General features: G+C 57.4%; 16 protein-coding genes, 1 tRNA gene and 1 riboswitch. Of the genes, 16 read left to right on the top strand and 1 reads right to left on the bottom strand.

The genetic code is table 11. From position 1 onward, the window contains the following. Nucleotides 1–3: 3 nt before the first annotated feature. The 16 genes from B9Z43_RS14300 (at nt 4) to B9Z43_RS14225 (ending at nt 16638) form a co-directional block, all read left to right on the top strand. The gene (locus tag B9Z43_RS14300) at nt 4–1815 is read left to right on the top strand and encodes a nitrite/sulfite reductase (RefSeq protein ID WP_108326618.1); all 1812 of its coding nucleotides are present in this window, start codon (nt 4–6) and stop codon (nt 1813–1815) included. Between the two features lie 18 nt (nt 1816–1833). Then, the gene (locus B9Z43_RS14295; RefSeq protein WP_108326617.1) at nt 1834–2211 is read left to right on the top strand and encodes a DUF934 domain-containing protein; all 378 of its coding nucleotides are present in this window, start codon (nt 1834–1836) and stop codon (nt 2209–2211) included. After that, the gene (locus B9Z43_RS14290) at nt 2211–2966 is read left to right on the top strand and encodes a phosphoadenylyl-sulfate reductase (protein WP_108326616.1); all 756 of its coding nucleotides are present in this window, start codon (nt 2211–2213) and stop codon (nt 2964–2966) included. Before B9Z43_RS14295 ends, B9Z43_RS14290 begins: the two co-directional genes overlap by 1 nt. A gap of 145 nt (nt 2967–3111) precedes the next feature. Further along, nucleotides 3112–4041: a sulfate adenylyltransferase subunit CysD gene (gene cysD / locus B9Z43_RS14285; protein WP_108326615.1), complete on the top strand. Its 930-nt coding sequence runs from the start codon at nt 3112–3114 to the stop codon at nt 4039–4041. A 151-nt stretch (nt 4042–4192) separates the two neighbouring features. Continuing rightward, nucleotides 4193–5461 (top strand): sulfate adenylyltransferase subunit 1, encoded by a 1269-nt coding sequence (locus tag B9Z43_RS14280; RefSeq protein ID WP_108326614.1) that lies wholly within the window; start codon nt 4193–4195, stop codon nt 5459–5461. A gap of 213 nt (nt 5462–5674) precedes the next feature. Then, nucleotides 5675–6004 (top strand): ferredoxin FdxA, encoded by a 330-nt coding sequence (fdxA, locus tag B9Z43_RS14275; protein ID WP_108326613.1) that lies wholly within the window; start codon nt 5675–5677, stop codon nt 6002–6004. 66 nt (nt 6005–6070) lie between these two features. Continuing rightward, complete coding sequence (locus tag B9Z43_RS14270; RefSeq protein WP_108326612.1) at nt 6071–7108, top strand: NAD(P)/FAD-dependent oxidoreductase; 1038 nt, start codon at nt 6071–6073, stop codon at nt 7106–7108. A 27-nt stretch (nt 7109–7135) separates the two neighbouring features. Further along, nucleotides 7136–7238, top strand: a riboswitch (TPP riboswitch). 65 nt (nt 7239–7303) lie between these two features. Then, entirely contained in the window at nt 7304–9517 is a 2214-nt protein-coding gene (locus tag B9Z43_RS14265; protein WP_233250094.1) for a TonB-dependent siderophore receptor, read from the top strand. Nucleotides 9518–9598: 81 nt separating this feature from the next. Next, a tRNA-Asn gene (locus B9Z43_RS14260) sits at nt 9599–9674 on the top strand. A 115-nt stretch (nt 9675–9789) separates the two neighbouring features. Then, nucleotides 9790–10410: a glutathione S-transferase gene (locus tag B9Z43_RS14255; RefSeq protein WP_108326611.1), complete on the top strand. Its 621-nt coding sequence runs from the start codon at nt 9790–9792 to the stop codon at nt 10408–10410. Nucleotides 10411–10421: 11 nt separating this feature from the next. After that, nucleotides 10422–11405 carry an NADPH:quinone reductase gene (locus tag B9Z43_RS14250; RefSeq protein WP_108326610.1) on the top strand — a complete coding sequence of 328 codons (984 nt, stop codon included), beginning with the start codon at nt 10422–10424 and terminating at the stop codon, nt 11403–11405. Nucleotides 11406–11474: 69 nt separating this feature from the next. Further along, nucleotides 11475–12014, top strand: coding sequence for a DUF2878 domain-containing protein (locus B9Z43_RS14245; protein ID WP_108326609.1), 540 nt, complete (start codon nt 11475–11477; stop codon nt 12012–12014). 532 nt (nt 12015–12546) lie between these two features. Beyond that, the gene (locus B9Z43_RS14240; protein ID WP_108326608.1) at nt 12547–13140 is read left to right on the top strand and encodes an OmpA family protein; all 594 of its coding nucleotides are present in this window, start codon (nt 12547–12549) and stop codon (nt 13138–13140) included. Between the two features lie 18 nt (nt 13141–13158). Continuing rightward, the gene (locus B9Z43_RS14235; RefSeq protein ID WP_108326607.1) at nt 13159–14592 is read left to right on the top strand and encodes a CHASE2 domain-containing protein; all 1434 of its coding nucleotides are present in this window, start codon (nt 13159–13161) and stop codon (nt 14590–14592) included. A 93-nt stretch (nt 14593–14685) separates the two neighbouring features. Then, entirely contained in the window at nt 14686–15138 is a 453-nt protein-coding gene (locus tag B9Z43_RS14230; RefSeq protein WP_108326606.1) for a FecR domain-containing protein, read from the top strand. Nucleotides 15139–15285: 147 nt separating this feature from the next. Continuing rightward, on the top strand, nt 15286–16638 hold the full coding sequence (locus B9Z43_RS14225; protein ID WP_158270124.1) for a FimV/HubP family polar landmark protein: 1353 nt from the start codon (nt 15286–15288) through the stop codon (nt 16636–16638). Nucleotides 16639–16671: 33 nt separating this feature from the next. On the opposite strand, the gene B9Z43_RS14220 is transcribed toward B9Z43_RS14225, so the two are convergent. After that, a complete protein-coding gene (locus tag B9Z43_RS14220; RefSeq protein ID WP_108326604.1) occupies nt 16672–17958 on the bottom strand; it encodes a sigma 54-interacting transcriptional regulator in 1287 nt (428 codons plus the stop codon). Nucleotides 17959–18094: the final 136 nt, after the last annotated feature.

The following is an 18094-nucleotide window of genomic DNA, read 5'->3' as shown; positions in this document are numbered from 1 at the left end:
GATATGTACCAGTACACCGATTTCGACAAAGCCTTTGTGCGCGCCCGCGCCGCAGAGTTCCGCGACCAGTTGGGTCGTTGGCAGACGGGTCAATTGACCGAAGACCAATTCCGCCCCCTGCGCCTGCAAAACGGCTGGTATGTGCAGCGCTACGCGCCCATGCTGCGCGTGGCGGTGCCCTATGGCGAAATCAACGCCGCCCAGATCAAGGTGTTGGCCCAAATCGCCCGCGAGTTCGACACGCCCGACGCCGCCTTGCTGGCCGAAGCCCAAGCCACCCAAGACAAAATCGCTGGACTGGCCCCCAAACTGACGACCAACTACGGCCACTTCACCACGCGCCAGAACGTGCAGTTCAACTGGATTCCGCTGGACAAATCGGCCGACGTGATGGAGCTGCTGGCCACCGTGAACATGCACGGCATCCAGACCAGCGGCAACTGCATCCGCAACACCACCACCGACGAGTTGGCCGGTGTGGCGGTGGACGAGATCGTGGACCCCCGCCCCTACGCCGAGCTGATCCGCCAATGGAGCACGCTGCACCCCGAGTTTGCGCACCTGCCGCGCAAGTTCAAGATCGCCATCACCGGCGCCACCGAAGACCGCGCCGCCATTGGTTGGCACGATGTGGGCTTGCAAGTGATTCACAACGCTGCGGGCGACGTGGGCTTCAAGGTGCTGGTCGGTGGCGGCATGGGCCGCACGCCGGTCAACGGTGTCGTGATCCGTGAGTTCTTGCCTTGGCAGGACATCATGAATTACCTCGAAGCCGTGGTGCGCGTCTACAACCGCTGGGGCCGCCGCGACAACAAGTACAAAGCCCGCATCAAGATTTTGGTCAAGGCCGAAGGCCAGCGCTACTTTGACGAAGTCGAGACCGAGTTCCGCGAAATCATCGAGCGCGACGGCGCGCCGCACACCCTGCTGCAAGCCGAACTCGACCGCGTGAAAGCCGGTTTTGTGGACCCTGCGCTGAACTTGCCTGAGAACACCGATGAGTGGCTCGCCCAAGCCGAAGCCGCTTTGAGCATCGAAGCAGCCAAGACGCCCGCCTTTGCCCGTTGGCTGGCGCGCAATGTACGCCCGCACCGCAACCCGCAGCTGCGCGCCGTGTCACTGTCGTTCAAGCGCCCGGGCTACGCCCCCGGTGACGCCACCGCCGAGCAGCTCGATGCCGCTGCCGCACTGGTCGAGAAATATTCGGCTGGCGAAGCCCGCGTTTCGCACACCCAAAACCTGCTGCTGCCCTGGGTGCGCCTGGACCAGCTGCACGCCCTGTGGCTCGAAGCCAAGGCGCTGGGCGTGGCCCAGCCCAACATCGGCCTCTTGACCGACATGATCGCCTGCCCCGGCGGCGACTACTGCGCACTGGCCAACGCCCGCTCCATCCCCACGGCCAGCGCCATCACCGAGCGCTACCAGGACCTGGACGAGCTGGAAGACCTGGGGCACATCGACTTCCACATCAGCGGCTGCATCAACTCCTGCGGTCACCACCACTCGGGCCACATCGGCATTTTGGGTGTCGACAAAGACGGCAAGGAGTGGTACCAGGTCACGCTGGGCGGCTCGGACGGCAAGGACCTGTCCGGCGCGGCCACACCTGGCAAGGTGGTCGGCCCGTCGTTCTCCTCTTTCGAGGTGCCCGATGTGATCGAAGCCATCTTGGAGACCTACAAGCAGCTGCGTGTGTCCACCGATAAGGGCCAGCAAGAAGCCTTCATCGAGACCCTGCGCCGTGTCGGCCAAGACCCGTTCAAAGCCGCCGCCAATGCAGCACGCCATCCAGCAGCAGACGCTGAAACCGTCTGAACGCAGGGAGAACACGATATGAAAATCATCACCACACAAGAACACCAGGCCACGGACAAGACCGGCGTGCTGGAATTGGCCAACGACCTGGACCCACGCACACTGGATCTCTCGGGCATCACCCGCATCGACTTGCAGTTCCCGGCTTTCACCGATGGCCGCGCCTACAGCCAGGCCTTTTTGCTGCGCCGCCGCCTGCGCTTTGCGGGCGAACTGCGCGCCACAGGCGACGTGCTGATCGACCAACTGGTGCAGATGCAGCGCACCGGCTTTGACGTGGCTGTGCTGAAAGAAGGCGTCGACGCCAGCGCCGCCCAGCGCCAGCTGGACCGCTACGCCGGTTTCTACCAAGGCTCGGCTGTGGAGACAAAACCTCATTTCGCACAGGCGGCCTGATGACTTCGTCCCTGATTTCTTCCCGCAACGCCCCGCTCAAAGCCACTGAGCAAAACGCCAAGGCCAGCCCTGACTTTGCCGCCAAGCTGGCCGAGACCCAGGCTTTGTTGCAACGTGCTGCCGCCGAGTTCACCCCGGTCACCCAAGCCTCCAGCTTGGGCGCCGAAGACGTGGTGATCACGCACCTGATCAACAGCCTGCAGCTCGACATCCCGGTGTTTGTGCTGGAGACCGGCGCACTGCACACCGAAACCCTCGCCCTGTTGGAGCGCACGCAGGCGCATTCGCGTGCGCCCATCCACGTGTTCCGCCCGGTGCAGGAGTCGGTGATCCAGTTTGTACGTGACAAAGGCCAGGACGCGATTTATAAGTCCATGGAACTGCGCAAAGAGTGCTGCGGCGTGCGGAAGATGGAGCCGCTGGCCCGCGCCCTGAAAGGCCAACGCGCCTGGATCACCGGTTTGCGCCAAGAACAATCCACCGCCCGCGCCGAGGTGCCGCTGCTGGACACCAGCGAAGAAGCCACCAAACACCTGGCCAAGTTCAACCCGCTGGCCAAGTGGAGCTGGGGCGACGTGTGGCACTACATCGCCGAAAACCAAGTGGACTACAACCCGCTACACGACCAGTTCTTCCCCAGCATCGGCTGTGCCCCTTGCACCCGCGCCATCAGCCTGGGCGAAGAGTTCCGCGCAGGCCGCTGGTGGTGGGAAGACGAGGCGGCCAAGGAGTGTGGGCTGCACGTCAAGAAATGATTTGGGGGAGTGATGTGTGGGGCGCGGCAGGCTCCTCAGAAGTCGCTTCGCGCCACACATCGTCGCCTCCCGCGCCCCACACATCAAGTCGATCACCCTTGGATATTTCTGACGCCGCCTTGACCAAATTTGAAGAGTAATCAACATGAACGCCATGACACAAACCGAGTTGCACACCCTGAGCAACAGCCACCTCGATGCGCTGGAAGAAGAAACCATCTTCATCCTGCGTGAAGTCGCCGCCGCCTTCGAGCGCCCCACCTTGCTGTTTTCGGGCGGCAAGGATTCGTTGGTCATGCTCAAGTGCGCCGAAAAAGCCTTCGGTGCTGGCCGCATCCCCTACCCACTGCTGATGATCGACACCGGGCACAACTTCAAGGAAGTGACCGATTTCCGTGACTCGCGTGCCAAAGAACTGGGCGCTGAGCTGATCGTGCGCAGCGTGGAAGACTCGATGAAGCGCGGCACCGTGCGCCTGGCCCACCCGGGCGAGAGCCGCAACGTGCACCAGTCGGTCACGCTGCTCGAAGCGATTGAAGAGTTCCGCTTTGACGCGCTGATCGGAGGGGCCCGCCGTGACGAAGAAAAAGCCCGCGCCAAGGAGCGCATCTTTTCGCACCGCGACAGCTTTGGCCAATGGCAACCCAAGGCCCAGCGCCCCGAGTTGTGGACCTTGTTCAACCATAAGCTGCAACCGGGCGAGCACTTCCGTGTGTTCCCCATCAGCAACTGGACCGAGCTGGACGTGTGGCAGTACATCGCCCGCGAAAACATCGCGCTGCCCTCGATTTACTACACCCACAAACGCGAGGTGGTGGATCGCCGGGGCCTCTTGGTTCCGGTGACCGAGTTGACACCTCCGAAGGACGGCGAGAAGGTCGAGATTCGTGACGTACGTTTCCGCACCGTGGGCGACATCACCTGCACCTGCCCGGTGGAAAGCGATGCAGCCACACCCGAGCAGATCGTGATCGAGACGCTGGCGGCCGATGTGAGCGAGCGCGGCGCCACGCGCATGGACGACAAGACGTCCGAGGCTTCGATGGAAAAGCGCAAAAAGGATGGCTACTTCTGAGAAACACCCATCCGTCATGGCGAGCGAAGCGTGGCCATCCAGCCTCTGTGCAAGGTCAAAGCCCCATGGATCGCCACGTCGCTTCGCTCCTCGCGATGACAGGCTTTAGCCAAACCTCACAGCCACTTTTATTCCGATCCAGGACAAAAACATGAAGACTCCAAATCAAGCCAGCGCCCTCAAATTCATCACCTGCGGCTCGGTCGACGACGGCAAAAGCACGCTGATTGGCCGCCTGCTGGTGGACACCAAGGCCGTGCTGCAAGACCACCTGGCGGGCGTGCAGCGCTCGGGTGAAACCGATCTGGCTTTGCTGACCGACGGCCTGAGCGCCGAGCGCGAGCAAGGCATCACCATCGATGTGGCTTACCGCTACTTCAACACCGAAGCGCGCAAATTCATCATTGGCGACGCGCCCGGCCACGAGCAGTACACCCGCAACATGGTCACCGCCGCATCGAGCGCCGATGCCGCGGTGGTGCTGGTCGACGCCATCAAGCTCGACTGGGCCAACCCCGAGCTGCAACTGCTGCCACAAACCCGCCGCCATTCGCTGCTGGTCAACCTGCTGCGCGTGCCTTCCATCGTGTTTGCCATCAACAAGCTCGATGCTGTGGCCGATGCGGCTGTGGCCTACAAGAACATCGCAGGCGCTTTGAACAAGTTCGCCCAGGAAGCTGGCATCCAGGTCACTTCCATGGTGCCCGTGTCGGCGCTCAAGGGCTGGAACGTGGTTGAGTCACAGCCTGACTGGTGCGGCTACACCGGCCCCAGCCTTTTGAGCATCCTCGAAGACCTGCCGGTCACCCCGGCCGAGACCGATGTGGCCTTCAGCTTCCCGGTGCAGTGGGTCGAAAAATTCCACGACTCCGGCGTGACCACCCAGGGCCGCCGCGTGTTCTGGGGCCGTGTGGCCACGGGCAGCATCGAGCCGGGCCAGACCGTCAAGGTTTTCCCCAGCGGCCAGACCGCCGTGGTCTCGCAAGTGCTGTCGGCCACCCGCCAGCCGCAAAACAAGGCCGCAGGCCACAGCGCGGGCATCGTGCTCGACCGTGAGGTGGACGTGTCCCGTGGTGACTGGCTGTTGGCTGCAGAGGGTTCGCCCGAAGGCCAACGCCAGCTCAACACCACCGTGGCCTGGATGGACGACGAGCCCCTGGTGGCCGGTCGCCTGTACTGGGCGCTGCACGGTCACCGCTGGGTCAAGGTCAAGGTGCAGCGCGTGGTGCACCGCCTGAACGTGAACACCCTGGCCGAAGAAGAGGCCACCGAGCTGGCGCCCAACGCCATCGGCCACGTGACCCTGGCCTTGCAAGAGCCGCTGGTCACCCTGCCCTTCGCCCAGTCACGCATCCTCGGCGCCCTGGTGCTGGTGGACACGGCCAGCCACAAGACGTCCGGGGCGGTGTTGGTCCATTGACGAAGCTTGTCGGGCTGAAGCCGCCCACCTGCCCTTCATTGCGCAGGTCGGTGGTTTGAGCCCCGACACAACAAGCCCCTGCTTCCGCCAATGTCCTTGATTCGCCATCAACCCCTTGCGCTGCAGGGCTGGCCCACGAATTGACCGGCGATCTCCCTTAAAATCAGCGTTTGCGCAAACCCGGCTGCTCATCCTCTTTATTCCGAGTCCATCATGACCCACGTTGTTTCCGAATCCTGTATCCAGTGCAAATACACCGACTGTGTGGACGTTTGCCCTGTGGATTGCTTCCGCGAAGGCCCCAACTTCCTGACCATCGACCCCGATGAATGCATCGACTGCGCCGTGTGCATCCCAGAGTGCCCCGTGAACGCCATCTATGCCGAAGAAGACCTGCCGGCCGACCAACAGCACATGACCCAGCTCAACGCCGAGCTGGCCTTGTTGCCCGGCTGGAAGAGCATCACCAAGCGCAAAGCCCCTCTGGCCACGGCTGACGAGTGGAAAGACAAGACCGGCAAGCTGGCCGAACTGGTCCGCTGAACCCCTCAGCTTTGACACGATGGCCGAATCTTTCGGCCATTTTTTTCTCAAGCCGCCACGCACACCATGACCACCCCCATCGACACCGAAGCGCTGGTCATTGGCGCAGGCCCCGTTGGCCTGTTTCAGGTGTTTCAGCTCGGCTTGCAAGGCATTCACTGCCAAGTGGTAGATGCCTTACCCCATGTGGGCGGCCAGTGCGCCGAGCTGTACCCATCCAAACCGATTTACGACATCCCGGGTATCCCGTTTTGCACCGGCAGCGAATTGGTCGCGCGTTTGCAGCAGCAGATCGCGCCTTTCAAGCCCACGCTGCATCTGGGCCAGCAAGTGAGCGCCATCGAACGCTTGCCTGACCAACGCCTGCAAGTCCAGACCGCATCCGGCAGCACATTCCGCACACAAACCCTGTTCATCGCAGCGGGCGTGGGCGCTTTTATGGCGCGGCAACTGGTGCTCGATGGCCTGAGCGCCTTTGAAGGCAAGCAGGTCTTTGCCGAACACCCACAACCCGAGCGCTGGGCGGGTCAACACCTGGTGGTGGCCGGTGACGGCGATTCGGCCTTGCAAGCCTGCCTGGCTGCCATTGAAGGCCCCCAAGCCGCCGCCAGCGTGAGCCTGCTGCACCGACGCGACCAATTCACAGCCGCCCCCGAGCTGGTGGCTCAAATGCGCGAAGGCTGTGCCGCTGGCCGCATGCGCTTTGTGGCCGGTCAACCCACCGGCTTGCGCACCGAAAATGGCCGCTTGCAGGCCTTGGAACTGCTCAACCCGCAGGGCGACAACGAGTGGCTGCCGCTGGACGTGCTGCAAACCTGCTTGGGTCTGTCGCCCAAGCTCGGGCCTGTGGCGCAATGGGGCCTGGCCATGGAGCGCAAACAACTGGTGGTGAACACCGAAAACTTCGCCACCTCCGAGCCCGGTATTTTTGCCGTGGGTGACATCAACACCTACCCTGGCAAAAAGAAGCTCATTCTGTGCGGCTTCCATGAAGCCACGCTGGCCGCCTTTGGTGCGGTGGCCTTGCTGCGGCCCGATGAAAAGACCCTGCTGCAGTACACGACAACGTCCACGCTGCTGCACAAGCGTCTGGGCATCGCCTAAAATACACACTGCGCCGCATGTTTGCGGCGCATTCGCTAGGGGTGTTGAAGTCCGTGAGGCCTTCGACTGAGAAAGTCCCTTTGAACCTGATTGAGGTAATCCTCGCGCAGGGAAGCTTGTCAAAAGAACGGTGCCGCCTTGGGTGCGCGCCATGTTCCCAGTCAGCCGACCTGCCATTGCGTTGAAGGAAACGTTGTGGCATTTTTTTCGCCCGTCTCTTGCCGGTCTACGGACCGTTTTGTTTTTCATGCCAGCCGAGTGGCCAGTGCTGTGGCCATGCTTGCTGGGGGCTTTGCCCACGCGCAAAGCCCCAACGAAATCACCATCACCGACACCGCCCCATCGCAAGTGAGCGGGTTTGGCGATGTGCCCTTGAGCAAAGCGCCATTCAGCGCCATCAGTTTTGATCGCCAGGTGCTGCAGGACGTGGGTGCACAACGTGTATCGGACGCCTTGCGCCTGGACGCCAGCGTGGCCGACAGCTACAACTCGCCGGCCTATTGGGACATGCTGAGCGTGCGCGGCTACACGCTGGACAACCGCTACAACTACCGCCGTGAAGGTTTGCCCATTTCGGCCGAAACCATGATCGGCATGGACAACAAGGAGCGCATCGAGCTGTTCAAAGGCACGAGCGGCATCCAGGCGGGCACCAGTGCACCGGGCGGTTTGGTCAACTACGTGGTCAAGCGTGCACCCAGCGGCAACGACGAAGTCATCCGCAGCGTGAGCGCCAGTTACGGGCCGGGCAAAAGCAGCAGCATCGGCTTGGACCTGGGCGGACGCTTTGGCAAGAACAAGGACTTTGGCTACCGTTTCAACGCGGCCTATGAAGACCTGAACCCCTACATCCGCAACACCCAAGGCCACCGCAACCTGGTCGCCCTGGCCATGGACTGGCGCATTTCACCCGACAGCAAGCTGGAGTGGGAGTTTGAACATAGCGAACGCCAGCAGATGGGTGTCAATGGCTACAGCTTGTTGGGCGACAAACTGCCGGCCCCCGTGGATGGCAAAACCAACCTGACTCGCCAAAGTTGGTCGGTGCCTGGTGCGTTTGCCGGCACCACGGGCTCTGTGCGCTTCAAGCAAAACCTGGGCGATGGTTGGCTCTGGACAACCAGCTATGGTGCGCAACGTTTGCGGACGGATGATCGGCTGACTTTTGCACAGGGGCATAACTGCTATGACACGGTCCCCAATGCACCCATGCTGTGCGACCGTTACAGCGCCAATGGCAAGTTCGATCTTTACGACTTTCGCAGCGACAACGAGCGCCGAAAAGTTGATGCATTGAAAACTGAGCTTTCGGGCAGCGCTTCGTGGGGGAACATCAGCCATGATTTCAATGCCTCGATCATGCGTTTCAGGTCGCTCGACCGCCTGCCACCGCTGCAAGCCTATAACTTGATTGGTGAGGGCAATACAACAGACGGATTCACCAGCGCCCCGGACCCAACACCGTCTTACCCCAACGTCAACCGCTCTGAATACAACACAGAATTGGCCCTGAGCGATCGCATCACATTGCCGACGGCAACCACCGTCTGGGTGGGCATGCGTCACACGCAGTACAACCGCCAAAGTTCTGAAAATGCGACCTGTGACGAGAACTACGTCTGCACCCCCGCACCGGGCACAAACCCTGCAGCAGTCAAAGGGCAAATCACCACACCTTGGCTTGCCCTCTCGCAACAGTTGACACCCTCACTGCAAGCCTATGCCAGTTATGGCCAAGGTGTTGAACTCCATGTCACGCCCAACAAGCCGACTTACATCAACGCGGGACAAGCACTTCCCGCTTTGCGCAGCAAACAATACGAATTGGGACTCAAGAGCCAAACAGCAACCTCACGCTGGCAAGCCACAGTCTTTGACATCAATCGGCCACAGTCGGCCGATGCCTGCAATGCAGATGGTGACATCTGCACGCGGCAAATTGACGGTCAAGCACACCACCGAGGTCTTGAACTGTCTGGTGGCTTGACGCACGGCCAGTGGAATGGCGATGTGAGCGCAGCCTGGATCGATGCCAAGCGACAGAAGGCCGAGATTGACCCGACCGTCAATGGACAAACCGCGCTGAATGTGCCGCGCATGACTTTGCGCGCCCTGGCTCAATACCGCTTCACCGAAATCCCTGGTCTGCGCGCCAGCCTGCGTGTGAGCCATGAAGGCGAACGCCGTGTGCTGGAAGACGGCAGCATCAATTTGCCTGCATGGACCACACTGGACCTTGCCGCCCACTACGACACGCGCATCGACGGCACCCGCACACAATGGACGCTGGCGATCGACAACGTGGCAGACCGCCATTACTGGCGTGAGTCACCCAAGCAATTTGGGCACTATTACCTCTACCCTGGCGCACCGCGAACCTTGCGTTTGGCCGTCAAAGCGAGCTTTTGAAATTGAGAACGCAAGTTTTTTTAAAAAACTCCATCCCCCTCTCAAAAGCATGAAAATATGACGCTATAATTTCGGTATTGTTCCTCAATAGCTCAGTCGGTAGAGCGCCGGACTGTTAATCCGTAGGTCCCTGGTTCGAGCCCAGGTTGAGGAGCCAAAAAAGACAAGCCTCTGCATTCACGTGCAGAGGCTTTTTCTTTGGCCTGTTCAAGGTCATGCGGCGCGTCCACTGCGTGACAGCGATGGCAGTTTGATTGCCCAATACTGCCCGCATGAAAATCTTCTTCTCCCCCACCTCCCCCTATGTTCGCAAGTGCATGGTCACCGCGCATGAAGTCGGCTTGGTCGACCAGTTGGAATTGCTCCCCGCCAGCGCACACCCCGTCACACGCGACCAGAACATCGTTACCAGCAACCCCTTGGGCAAAGTGCCGACCCTCGTCAACGATCAGGGGCTTGCCCTCTACGACAGCCGGGTCATCTGCGAATACCTCAATGAGCTCGGCCATGGTCATTTGCTGGCCAAAGAAGGCCCCCTGCGATGGGAGGCTTTGACCCTGCAATCGCTGGGGGACGGCATATTGGACGCAGCACTGCTCGCCCGCTACGAAAACCATGTTCGCCCCGAAGCGCTGCGCTGGGCCGATTGGGTCAAGGGCAAGCTGGACGCCATCCACACCTCTTTGGCGCAATTGAATCAGCATCCCGAATGGTTCGACCGTGATTTCAACCTCGGTTTGCTGACCATCGGCTGCGCACTTTGGTACCTTGATCTGCGGTATCCGGAGCTGAACTGGCGCCAGAACTATCCGGTGCTCTCCAAAGCGGCAGAGCCCATTCTGAACCGCGAATCCATGCAACAAACGTGGGCCCTGAAGTCTCTTCCGACCTGAAAGGATTCACAATGCAAGCCGCTTGGTACAGCCAAAATGGAGAAGCCAAATCTGTCCTGATCGTGGGGGAGCAAGCCACGCCGACACCCCACGCCGGGGAGGTCCGGGTCAAACTCCACACATCCGGGGTCAACCCGTCGGATGTCAAGTCACGCAAGGCCCGACCCATTTCAGACCCTTTGATCATTCCGCACAGCGATGGCGCGGGCGTGATCGATGCGGTGGGTGATGGCGTCTCCAGCGCCAGAGTGGGCGAACGTGTATGGGTCTGGAATGGCCAATGGCAGCGCCCTTTGGGTACAGCCTGCGAATACATCACCTTGCCAGCGGCCCAAGCTGTGTCTTTGCCCTCGCACATCGACGATGGTGCGGCCGCCTGTTTGGGCATCCCGGCCCTGACGGCTGTGCAAGCCGTCCATTTAGCCGGCGATGTTCACAAGAAAACCGTTCTGGTCACGGGCGCCTCTTCGGCAGTGGGCCACTACATCACCCAGCTGCTGACCTTGCAAGGCGCGCACGTGGTGGGCACCGTTGGCTCTGCAGCCAAAGCGGCGCATGCACAGTCTGCTGGGTGCAAAGACGTCATCTATTACAAAACAGAATCTGTGCCCCAACGCCTTCAGGAAATCACCCAAGGCGCTGGTGTTGACCTGATCATTGACATGGATTTCGCTACAACGAGTCAATTGATCTCCGCTGGTGCGCTCAAACCCCACGGCACCGTGGTTTGCTATGGCTCCAACAACCCTGGTGACGTTTCCATCAACTTCCGACCACTGCTGTGGGGTTCGATCACCCTGAAATTCTTTTTGGTGTATGACCTCACCCCTGAAGACCGACATGGGTGCGTCAAGGCATTGTGTGAATTGCTGAACACCGACACACTGAAACACACCATTGCGGCAACGTTCAAGCTCAAAGACATTGCTTTGGCCCATGAATCGGTAGAACAGGGCCAACTGATCGGCAACGTGGTGATCGACCTGCGGCTTTGATGCGAAGCAATTGATCAGCGCAATTCCCGTCACCAGCAAAAGGTTGGGCACAATTTCTACAATTTGAAAATGAACCCTTTTTTGAATGCGCTAGGCTTCCAATCTGCTTGGTGGATCTGCGTCGCTGGTGCAGGGTCTTGGCTAGAGATACCGGCTTTGATTTATTGCGCCGCGCTGATGTGCGCGCATCTTTACTGGTCCTGCCATCGATGGCAGGAGATCAAGCTGGCGGCATTGGTGATGTCAATGGGCATCGTGCTAGATTCTGGCCTTCAATATTTTGCAGTGATCGACTTTCACGGTTTGTCGGTGGGGCCGCTTGTACCGTTTTGGCTTTGGCTGCTATGGGCTTTGCTGGCCTTGACTTTGAACTCCTCGCTGAACTTTCTCAAAACCAAACCACTTGTACTGTCTTCTGTTTTGGGCCTGGTTTTCGGACCGCTGTCTTACTTCGCAGGCGCCTCGTTCGGCGCGGCATCCGTCGAGCGCTCCAGTACAAATTTCTGGGTCCTGGGCTTGGCCTGGATGCTCGCGATGCCTGCCATGGTCCATCAAGCGCAACGCATCTTGCCGGATGCCAAGAACCCCAAGCAAAGTGCGACCGACTGACGCAGCGCTATCAACACTGAGGCCTGGCTGCCCCTTCTCCAAGAAAACAAGAGCCCACATCTACGCGCCTCAAAACCCTACATCGTCGGATCTTGCTTCTGCTGAAACCCGCCCCGCTCGCACCAGTGAATTGACCGCGCTTGAAGAGACATCACGTCTTACTGATGCGGCACACAAATGAACAATGCCAAGGACGGAATGAAGAAGCTTGAAAATTTCCTTGTTCAGCGTCCAAAACCAAAGGTGACAAAACGGCCATTTTGGTCACTCACCGTCAATATTTTCGAATTCATGGGCCCAAACATTGGATCGGGTGACATGTTTTGTTCAAAATTGACATGAAAGGAAAAACGCTTCCTACAAAGTCTTTACACGGCCCGAGTGAAGTAGCCACAGCCCTTGATCGCCAAAAACAATTCCACCGATATAAACAATTAAACAGTATTGAAAAATTAATCACACCTTATAACTATAAAATTCGATAAAAAGTTAAAATTCTTTCGTCCTGTTTGATGGCGACTTAGAGATTTTTATGGAATTGATCACTCTCATTTGGCTTGTTGCGGCCACTGCATTCGCATGGCCGCACGACGAGATGGCTAGCCAACGGGTCACATTGCTGCCATCGGCAAATGGTGAAGCTGGTGCGGTGGTGGTCAGCACTGCTGGGATCGAACACCTATTGAACAAACCCTATGCAAGCTTGGATGTTATGCACAATGGGACTGCAATAGAGACCACGCGCTCCCCCTCAGAAGTCGATGCACGTTATGGTCTTTTGCTTCAGGCGCAGCCGCCAAGACCTCAAAGTTTTCAGCTTTATTTTGTCAATGGGTCAGACCGCCAATTAACAGTCGAGTCGGCACATGTCCTTGCGAGTCTGCAGGCTTACCTGCAATCGCGCCCATCGCCAGAAGTGACGGTGATTGGCCACACCGACCGAACCGGCCAAGCCGCTGGCAACGATGCCTTGTCACTGAAAAGAGCTCTGAGTGTGCGCGAGTTGATTCACAAGGCGGGCATTGCCACCGACAACATACCCGCGTTGGGTCGTGGCGCCAGAGAGCCGTTGATGACTGGCGATCAAGAACACTTGAATCGCCGCGTCGAAATCCACGTACGCTGAGCGGCAGTCCGAGGGAATATGAAACTGATCAAACAAATACTGATCACAGGCAGAGGACGTCCTGCAGCGATATTCATTTTGTTGTGGGCCTTGACGATGAACATCCTGACGGAGTTGCCGCCGTCTTGGCCGACCCTGCAAAAGCCGTGGAGCATGGTCACCACTTATTTCGGAACGCCCTTTGCATCGGCTCGCCATTTGCTGTTCGACGGTTATCAAAAAGAATACCCCAGACAGCCTCAATCGCAACCCGTGACCATCGTGGCCATTGATGAAAAGAGTCTGCAAGCTTTTGGACAATGGCCTTGGCCTCGGTACAGGCTGGCTCAGCTGATTGAAGCCATTGGCAAGCACAAGCCGGCAGCCGTGGGACTTGACCTGTACATGCCCGAGTTTGACCAAACCTCACCAGCACAAGTGGCCAAGGGATTGAAACCTGAACACCAAGCCCTGGCGGAGCAACTGCGCAGCTTGCCATCCAATGAACAAGTTCTTGCACAGTCATTTCGGCACGTACCAACGGTGCTCAGTGCGGCGGGCTTTGACCAACCGGCCTACACCACCACGGCTGGTATGCGAACGTGGCCCGTCAAACTCGATGGCGCAGACAAGCTGCCAGAATTTTCGCGACGCTTTGACCGAGTCCTGGCGAGCTTGCCAGAATTGCAAGCCGCGGCTCGCGGTCAAGCCCTGGTGAGCGTGGATCTGGAAAATGGACTGGTCCGGCACCTGCCATTGGTGATGAATTTGACCGATCAAGCCGTACCAAGCTTGGCACTTGAAATGTTTCGTGTAGCAACGGACTCTGCGGCCGTTCAGGTACAGATCAATCCTCGAGGCATCCAATCTGTTGGCGTCGCAGACTTGACTGTACCGACCCTGCCCAAAGGCGACATCCCCTTGCACTTTGCCCAACACAAGACAATGGCCACACGCTATGTGTCAGCCAGCGACGTGATTCAAGGACAAGTTGCACACCAAATGTTGTCTGGCAAATTGGTACTGGTTGGCTTGACCGGCTCGGGCCTGAGCGACATGCGTACCACTGCGCTGGGTGAAACCGTGCCTGGCATCGAAATCCAGGCACAACTGATTGAGTCCTTATTCGACGGCAGGATTCTGCAAAGGCCCTACTGGTTCAAATGGGCGGAGACCTTGGCTTTGCTGATCGTTGGAGGCGTTTTGATTTGGTATGTGCCACGCCCCCAATCGCTGCTATCCACTTACTTGCGCAAAGTACCCAAATCCAGCCTTTGGCTGACTTTGGCCACCAACGGTTTGATCATTTGGATCGGTTTCAAAATCTTTGCCCATACAGGCTTGCTGTTTGATGCGGCCTCTTTCTTCTTAATCATAAGCGCCGTCATGGGCAGTTTGGTATCCACCGTGCTGGCCGAGATTGACAACTTGAAAAAGTCTCAAGAGGACATGCGACCCGATGTAGTCGGATAAGAGCCCCACCAGATTGGCATTGCGTTGCATCGCTACGCTCATTCAACCACCTGTCCGCCCATTTTCAATACATTTTCATGACGGGATCAGAACATGAAAAACGCCCTCTTTTTAATCTGCTTGAGCTTGATTGCCATGGCAAGCGATTCGACCGAAATTGCTGGTACGGTCAAAACTGTCAAAGGTCAGGCCTATATTGAAAGAGCTGGCAAACACATTCCTGTCTCTGTGGGCTCCAGCCTCTACCCTTTTGACCGCCTAATCAGCGGCCCCAGCAGCAGTGTTGGCGTCACGTTGAGCGACAGCACCATGCTCACGGCAGGACCGAACTCCACGATCGAGCTGAACCAATATGCATTTGACAGAAACACCCGCGCAGGTCGCATGGACACATCGGTCAAGCGGGGAACAGTGGCTATTGTGTCTGGCCAAATTGCCAAGGCTAACCCGGAGCAAGTGGTCTTTCGAACGAGTACAGTGACATTGGGCGTCAGAGGTACTGAATTCATCATCGACGTAGATGCTGAAATAAAATCTGAAAAATGAAGCGGATAGGGCTATGACAGGACCAAACTGGTGTAAATTGTCATTCATGTCAATTTCACCGCGTCAACCCATAGCAATGCCTTTGAAACAACACCAACACGTCTCGACTGTATCGGTCGGGGATCTGGTTTTTTGAAGATGAACGCCATGGCTATGCACACCACCAAATGCCGCGCTCGCTGCGTCAGTCAAAGCATATTGTGGCTATGGCTCTGTCTGATGAGTCTGTCGGGTCATGCCCTGACCTTGGGCGATTTGGCTGTGCCATCAACCGCAGCGCCCCACTTTTCTGCAAGCTTTCCGTTTTCGGATGACAGACCGGTCAAATTGTCCGAGATGCAAGCGCGTGTGGCCACCCGCAGCGAATACGCACGGCTGGGCTTTCCAATGTCATCCGTGGTGCGTGAATTGCGCGTGCGCGTTGTGCCTGCGTCTGCAACCGTGGGATATGTCGAGCTCTACTCACCGTCACAGCTTTCGCAAAATCATTTCGATTTGCTCATATGGTCCAGCTATTTCGGACAAACGACCTTGACGCATTACCGCGTGGCGTTGAATGAGATGCCATTTCTGATCAAGGGCAAAGTGCTCAGTTCAACATCCGCACAATCGCCAACGCCCCGATCTGAAGTAGCGGCTACAGCGGTTGAAAAAACGAAAAAAAACCCCCGATCAAAAAAGACCCTCTCGCCCACTGTGGCCATAGATTCTGATGCCGTCACCCCAAGCGAAACAGAAGCGGCAGAAGACCCGGCCAACATCATCACGCCAGCCATTGAACAGGCTAATCCGACCCCTCTGGCTGCAGCCGTCAATGGCTCTACCAACGAAGCGCGCATGGCATCGGATACGAGTTCTACGGCATCCCACGTTTTACCCCCATTGATGGAGGCATTACCAGCGACGACCTTCACGCAGACGCAAGGCCAGTTCAACACGGTGGGCATGCTCCTGGTGGCTTCTCTTGTATTGTTTTTAATTGGTTTTCTCGCGGGGAGGCTGCGCAGTGGCCTGCGCATCCCAAAAACAGCCGCCAAGCCAATATCGATCGATAGCTTGGAGCCCACCAAACGTGATTTAGCACAACCTGCGCCCCGACCCAACCAATCACACGATACGGATTTTTACAGCGCCGCACCAGCCATGCACTTCGCACAACAAGCATCAAGCGAGCAGGGGGGCGTTCACGGAAGCACACATGAAATACTGCTTCCCCCAGTCATGCCAACGCATGTTGCACCGCACGCGGCCTTTTCGAGCAAGGCGGTGACGCGTGCGTCAGCCTCTGCTTTGCCCACACCAGGATTTGACAATCGCTCAGGCCGCAACAAAAAAACCGGCCACACAAAATCTGCGGGCAACGCCAACATTGATCTGGCCAAGATTTACCTGAGCATGGGTGACCCCAGTACGGCACTGATGATGTTGCGACAAGTGGCAGAACAAGGCTCAGATGCCGAAAAAGCCGCAGCAAAGCAGCTGATTAACGGCATAACTTGAGCCGTTGCCTGAGTCGCTTCAGACGATCACTATTTATTGCTTGATCTTGCGATATAGGGTCCGCAAAGTCACTCCGGCGATTTCGGCGGCCTTCTTTTTATCGCCGTCACAGAAGTCAATCAACTTCATGATGTAGTCTCGCTCTTGAGCCTTAAGCGCGGTGAAAGAATTAGCGCCTTCTATGTCAACCACTTCTGCGGCACGATCACCAGCTTGCCACATCGCGCCAGGCGAGGCCGAGTTGTAATGACGCGCCATGTAAGCCTGCCCATGCTTTTGACCAGCGATTTGAGCAGCCAAAAATTCATCATCGGCAACATCTTGGGCTGACAAGTTGTCCAGATCATCGTCTGGCACCTCTGTATTGGACTGGGTGCTGTGCGAGCTTTGATTCGTGTGCTTTGGCGCGAGAAAACTGGCAGATTGATGATTTTGATCATCGGACTGCGCGCGTGCGCCGCTCGCATTGGCCACATAACCCTTGAAATCAGGCAACATCGACCGGAGCGAACTTTTCTCAATCACGCGCTCTGATTTGCTGGACGGCGTTCCTGCATGAATGGACTGAATGACATGATGCTCCGAATAAACATCCGTCTCAAATGTGCCAACCAAGCGATGGATGATGTTGCGCAGCTCCAAAATATTGGCAGTGAATCTGTGGTGACACAAAACCTCCATCGCCTCTGGCGTGAGTTGTTTACCGGATGCAGTGGGCATCTCAAGCATGATTGAGCGCACCAGATCGGCGATATCGTCCCTTCGCTCGTTCAACGAAGGTGTACGGATCGTGAGCGTATTGATATGGTGCAACAAGTCATTGCGAAACTTGCCGTGCTCCACCATGGCCATTAGATCCTGGCTGGATGATGTGATCAAACGGAAATCACTGTTATAGGTGTCACTCGAATTAACCGGTGAATAAGTATTGCTCTCCACCAAACGCAAAAGCAAGGTCTGGCAAGCTGCTGGCAACTCCCCAACTTCATGCAAATACAGCGTACCGCCCTCAGCCAGCGCCACCGCACCTTGGCGCAGTTGGTGGTTATAAGGATTAAGCACCCCCAACATTTCCAGCTCAAACTTGCTTTCCTTGATGCCCAGACAATCAATCTGAACAAAGTTACCACCACTGCGCCCGCCTACGTTGTGCACCGTGGAAGCCGATTGGCGTTTGCCTGTTCCGACCTCACCCGCGAGCAATACCGGATCGTCCGATTGGCTGGCCAAATGCAAGCGACGTACAAAGCTGTGAAAAGCCGCACTGGTTGGACTTTTGTGAAGCGTCAGAGCTGATTGTTCAGATTGAAAGGTTGGCATAGTGATCGCATGTTGAAGTCAGTGACATTTTTGACACTGGCTTCAATTTTAAGACCATATGAAAACTTTTGAACAGTTAATATTTGCCAAATAATCTCTTAAATTACATTAAATTTAAATAATATAACAAATTAAA

Origin of the sequence: Limnohabitans sp. MMS-10A-192, assembly GCF_003063335.1 — a bacterium.
Taxonomy (GTDB): domain Bacteria; phylum Pseudomonadota; class Gammaproteobacteria; order Burkholderiales; family Burkholderiaceae_C; genus Limnohabitans_A.
The sequence above is the reverse complement of the archived record's forward strand: the minus strand, read 5'-3'. Positions and strand labels throughout refer to the sequence as shown.

Excerpts from the sequence above, each read along its gene's own strand:
- B9Z43_RS14300 (WP_108326618.1), top strand. The coding sequence starts at position 4 with ATGTACCAGTACACCGATTTCGACAAAGCCTTTGTGCGCGCCCGCGCC.
- B9Z43_RS14295 (WP_108326617.1), top strand. The coding sequence starts at position 1,834 with ATGAAAATCATCACCACACAAGAACACCAGGCCACGGACAAGACCGGC.
- B9Z43_RS14290 (WP_108326616.1), top strand. The coding sequence starts at position 2,211 with ATGACTTCGTCCCTGATTTCTTCCCGCAACGCCCCGCTCAAAGCCACT.
- cysD (WP_108326615.1), top strand. The coding sequence starts at position 3,112 with ATGAACGCCATGACACAAACCGAGTTGCACACCCTGAGCAACAGCCAC.
- B9Z43_RS14280 (WP_108326614.1), top strand. The coding sequence starts at position 4,193 with ATGAAGACTCCAAATCAAGCCAGCGCCCTCAAATTCATCACCTGCGGC.
- fdxA (WP_108326613.1), top strand. The coding sequence starts at position 5,675 with ATGACCCACGTTGTTTCCGAATCCTGTATCCAGTGCAAATACACCGAC.
- B9Z43_RS14270 (WP_108326612.1), top strand. The coding sequence starts at position 6,071 with ATGACCACCCCCATCGACACCGAAGCGCTGGTCATTGGCGCAGGCCCC.
- B9Z43_RS14255 (WP_108326611.1), top strand. The coding sequence starts at position 9,790 with ATGAAAATCTTCTTCTCCCCCACCTCCCCCTATGTTCGCAAGTGCATG.
- B9Z43_RS14250 (WP_108326610.1), top strand. The coding sequence starts at position 10,422 with ATGCAAGCCGCTTGGTACAGCCAAAATGGAGAAGCCAAATCTGTCCTG.
- B9Z43_RS14245 (WP_108326609.1), top strand. The coding sequence starts at position 11,475 with ATGAACCCTTTTTTGAATGCGCTAGGCTTCCAATCTGCTTGGTGGATC.
- B9Z43_RS14240 (WP_108326608.1), top strand. The coding sequence starts at position 12,547 with ATGGAATTGATCACTCTCATTTGGCTTGTTGCGGCCACTGCATTCGCA.
- B9Z43_RS14235 (WP_108326607.1), top strand. The coding sequence starts at position 13,159 with ATGAAACTGATCAAACAAATACTGATCACAGGCAGAGGACGTCCTGCA.
- B9Z43_RS14230 (WP_108326606.1), top strand. The coding sequence starts at position 14,686 with ATGAAAAACGCCCTCTTTTTAATCTGCTTGAGCTTGATTGCCATGGCA.
- B9Z43_RS14225 (WP_158270124.1), top strand. The coding sequence starts at position 15,286 with ATGGCTATGCACACCACCAAATGCCGCGCTCGCTGCGTCAGTCAAAGC.
- B9Z43_RS14220 (WP_108326604.1), bottom strand. The coding sequence starts at position 17,958 with ATGCCAACCTTTCAATCTGAACAATCAGCTCTGACGCTTCACAAAAGT.